Consider the following 4,304-nt stretch of genomic DNA (forward strand, 5'->3'; position numbering starts at 1 on the left):
AGTAGCGGGGGCCGGATTTGAACCGACGACCTCCGGGTTATGAGCCCGGCGAGCTACCGAGCTGCTCCACCCCGCGTCAAGCGACCCGTACACTTTACCAGTTCTGAGGTTTTACCTCAACTTGGAGGGCGTCACGGGTCGGGGTCACAAGCCCGTTGCGGCGCTTTCCGGGTCCGCCGGCGGTTTTTCGCGGCCGGCCCTTACCGCGTCAGCTAGCGGATTTCCTGGGTTGCGGACGGGCGCTGGCTGCCGCGGAGGCTTTCGCCTTGGGACTAGCCGCGGAGGCTTTCGCCTTGGGGCTGGCCGCCGGGGTCGCTGCGCCGCTGGGCTGGGTAGTTGGTTGGACGCTCGGCTGAGCACCGGGCGTGTCGGCGGGATTCGCCGGCTGGGTCGCGTCAGGAGCCGCCGGCAGCCCGCCGCCTAGGGTCAAAGCCTGCTGCAGCTGTTGCTTTAGCTCGGTTTGCGCCTTGCCGTAGGCTTCCCAATCGCCCGCTTTCATGGCCGCGTCCGCGTCATCCATCGCCTTGCGTGCGCCTTGCAGAGCCGCCTGGAGCTGCTGCTCGGGCGTCAGTTTCGGTGCGGCAGGGTTCTCGCCATTGCCCTCAGCACTGGCAGCTCCTGGCACTTCATTTTCGGAAGTCTGCACCCCGGCGTCTCCGCCAAAGAGCTGGTCGAGGGAAGCCTGCAGAGTCGGGGCGAATCCAATCTTGTCACCGAACGATGTCAACACGAAACGCAGCAACGGATACGTGGTACCGGATTGGGCCTGGACATAGACCGGCTGGACATACAGCAGGCCGCCGCCCACCGGCAAAGTCAGCAGATTGCCACGAACGACCTCGGTGGACTGCTGAGACAGCAGGTTCAAGGTCTGCGAAACCGTGTCGGTGGTCTTGAACTTGTTGGACACCTGGCCCGGACCGGGAACCGCCAGGTCCGAAGGCAGGGACAGCAGCCGCAGCTTGCCGTACCCGTCACGCACCTTGCCGGGCTTTGACCCCGTTTCCGAATCCACCGTCAAATACCCGGTCAACACGTTTCGGTCTGACTGACCGTAGGGAATGTAAGTCGAGTACAGCGAAAACTCGGTGGATTCCTGACCGGGAGCTTTCATGGTCAAGTAGTAGGGAGGCTGCAACGCCGACAGGACGGTTTGCGAACCCTCGTGAGTCGGGTCATCGGGCAGTTTCCAGAAATCCGAACCGGAATAGAACGAACGCGGATCGGTCGTGTGGTAGCGCGCGATGAGGTTTCGCTGCACCTTGAACAGGTCCTCGGGATACTTAAAGTGCGCCATCAAATCGCCGGAAACCGAACTCAGCGGCTCAATCTGGCCGGGGAACACTTTGCCCCAAGCGTTGACGATGGGGTCTTTCGCGTCCCACTGGTACAGGTGAACCGAACCGTCATAGGCGTCAACCACGGCTTTCACGGAGTTGCGCATGTAGTTCACGCTATTCATGACTTGGTAGCCATAGCCGATGTTGCGCGAATCCGAGATGGAAGTGTTCAAATCCATGTGGTTTGAATAGGGATAAGAGTTCGAGGTCGTGTAACCGTCAATGATCCACACCACCCGTTTCGGGGTTTTCGGGTCGCCGTCCATGTCCACCACCGCGGGATAAGCCCGCGAATCCAGGGTCAGGTACGGAGCGACTTTCGCCACGCGCTGTTCGGGGGAACGGTAGAACAGGATTTGTGAGGAGCTATTGACCTGTTGGGAAAAGAAAATCTCGGAAGAGCGGAACTTGAGGGCATACATGAGCCTCTCCCACAAGTTGCCCACGCTCGGCCCGCCTTTACCAGTGAAAGTGTTGTTAACGCCCTTGTCCTGAGTGACATCGGAGGGGTAATCAAACTCCCGTTTAGGCGCACCCTTCGGTGCCCCCACGATGGAATAATCCGGCGAGAACTGGCCGAAGTAAATCCGCGGCTCATACTCGCCCAGCTCACCCTGGGAGGGAATACCTTTTTCCCAGAAGGCCGGTGAGCCGTCCCCTTCGACCTTGGAACCGTAAGCGGTGACGACCCCGAAGCCGTGGGTGAACACGGTGTGCTGGTTGACCCAAGACTTTTGGGAATCACCCAACTGGTTCGTATCGAGTTCACGCACCGCAATCACGGTGTCTTGGGCCTTACCGTCAATGGTGTAGCGGTCCACCGCCAGGTTGGAGGCAAAACGGTAGTATTGCCGGTTTTGTTCCATCTGACCAAAAGTGCGGGACACGACCGAGGGGTCCAGCAGACGTATCGAGGCGGTAGATTCGCTGTCCGAGCGGAGCTGACCGGCGGTCGCCTCCGTGGTCGCTTTGTAGGTCTCTTCCTTTACGTCAGCGATTCCAAAGGCATCTCGAGTCGCTTTGATGTTGTGAGCGATGTAGGGCGCTTCGAGTTCCTGGGCGGACGGATCGACTTGGAACCGCTGCACCAGCCACGGGTAAAGCCCGCCCACCAGCAGCGAGGACAGTACCATGACGCCGACCCCGGTAGCGGGAATTACCCAAGACTTCCGAAAAGCCCCGATAATAAACAACACGGCGATGACCAGGGAAATCCCCACCAAAATGTTCTTGGCCGGCAAGACGGCATGAATATCGGTGTAGGACGCCCCCGAAAACTTATCGTGCACCCCCAGCAGCAGCACGAACCGATCCAGGTAGTAGCGCAGACCGATGATAGCGGCCAGGATAGCCAGCAAAACTGAGATATGAATCCGGGTGCGGTTGGGAATCTCAGCAATCTTTGTGGACAGGTTGCCCTGCAGGTAGTAGCGAGCCAGGGTAAACAGTCCGGCGGTCACCACCACATAGAACAGCAGGGTGGTCAGCTCGGAAAACACCGGCAGTGAGAACACAAAGAATGACGAATCCCTGGCGAAAATGGGATCTTTGACCCCGAAGTTACTCCGGTGGAACCACGCCGCGAACAGCTCCCACTGCGAAATCAACGGGGTGGCCACCATCAGACCCACCACCAGCGGCAAAACCACAATCAGGAATTTGCGCCACGGCTGCAAAGTATCGTGAAGGGCTGCCACTGCGGGACGCTCGGAGCGGCGGGTGGCACGCCGGAATTCTTCTTCCAAGTCCGCCGTGTCAAAGACGGTGTCGAACTCGGCGTCCAGGTCGATGATTTTTTCCGAATCGGAGGGCTTGTCGGCGCCTTTATTGTCCGCCGATTTTTCTCCAGGATAGAGCGTTTCGTCACTCGGCTGGTCCGGTTTTTCCTGTTTACCGGCATCTGGGGAAGTTTTTTCGCCCTCACTCTGGAGCTTGCGTTTCGCCGCATCCATCTTGCGTTCCGCGTCGCGGCGTTTCTTAGATTTGTTGCGCTGCGAAGCGCTAGGGCTCGCCTGCCCCGCAATCATCAAGTTCACCCACGTCACCACGGCCGCCAGCAGCATCGCCACAGCCACCAGGCCAATGCGCCAACCCCAGGCTGTCAACACCACGGAAATCCGTCCGAGCTGCTGATACCAAGCCAGTTCCGCCCAAACTTTGGACATGACGCCCACCACGGCGATCAGCACCGCGATAATCGCGATGACTATCCCCAAAGTCTTGTTGCCGCCATGGGGACCGGGATTCGCCCCACCAGCGGCGGGACGCGGCATACGGGGCGGCTGCATTCCGCCCGGACCGCGCGAGGCGCCTCCCGGAGGACCGGCGAAAATATTGCCAAAGAACGAACCGTTGGAGGGATGCCCTGTACTCACTTAACACCTCAGTTTCGAATCGGTTACTCAAGTGCCATCTTTCCACAAAACCACGGTGTTCTTCCATTCGGGAAATTTTTTCGTCTCCACTCCCCGCTCGCCTAGCCAATTCCCCGAAGTTTCAACTTTCGATGGGATAATAGAAATCATGAGTGAACCGAGCAACCCTTTGACGAATTTTCCCGCCGGAACCGTAATGGGCATGTCCTTTACCCCCGATGGGAACGTCCGCCCGAACCCTGCTGGGGAAGAGCCTGAGCCGTCGGCATCTGAACAGGTTCCCGTCCCGGCTGAGATTCCTGCGATAGTGCGGGTGGTGTGGGAGATTGACGCCCACACCGAGCCGCTGCCCCAGCTGCAAACCGGTCAACTCTTTACTCTGCACAAGACCGGGGAGGCCGCCGAAATGTTGACGGGCCGTGCCCCGGATGAGCTGGTCGCCGAGATGCGCCACACCGCCGAATCATACCCGGAGTCGTTGACGGCGCTACCTTTTCAGCTGCCCGATGATGGTTTGGATTTCTTAGCCCAGCTGGGACGCGTGGTGTGGAGCGATGAAATCGAAGGCGTGGCGGTGCTCTATGAAACG

General features: G+C 59.3%; 1 protein-coding gene, 1 tRNA gene and 1 pseudogene. 1 reads left to right on the plus strand and 2 read right to left on the minus strand.

The genetic code is table 11. The features are described from left to right. Positions 1-2: 2 nt before the first annotated feature. Both Q0X47_RS08395 and Q0X47_RS08400 read right to left on the minus strand, forming a co-directional pair. Positions 3-76 (minus strand) — tRNA-Met (locus Q0X47_RS08395). Positions 77-208: 132 nt separating this feature from the next. Continuing rightward, positions 209-3,613: a UPF0182 family protein gene (locus Q0X47_RS08400; protein ID WP_367178296.1), complete on the minus strand. Its 3,405-nt coding sequence runs from the start codon at positions 3,611-3,613 to the stop codon at positions 209-211. A gap of 250 nt (positions 3,614-3,863) precedes the next feature. Here Q0X47_RS08400 and Q0X47_RS08405 point away from each other — a divergent pair. After that, positions 3,864-4,304, plus strand: a pseudogene (locus Q0X47_RS08405) (hypothetical protein); the annotation flags it as partial.

The sequence above is a fragment of the uncultured Mobiluncus sp. genome (assembly GCF_947254095.1).
Classification (GTDB): Bacteria; Actinomycetota; Actinomycetes; order Actinomycetales; family Actinomycetaceae; genus Mobiluncus.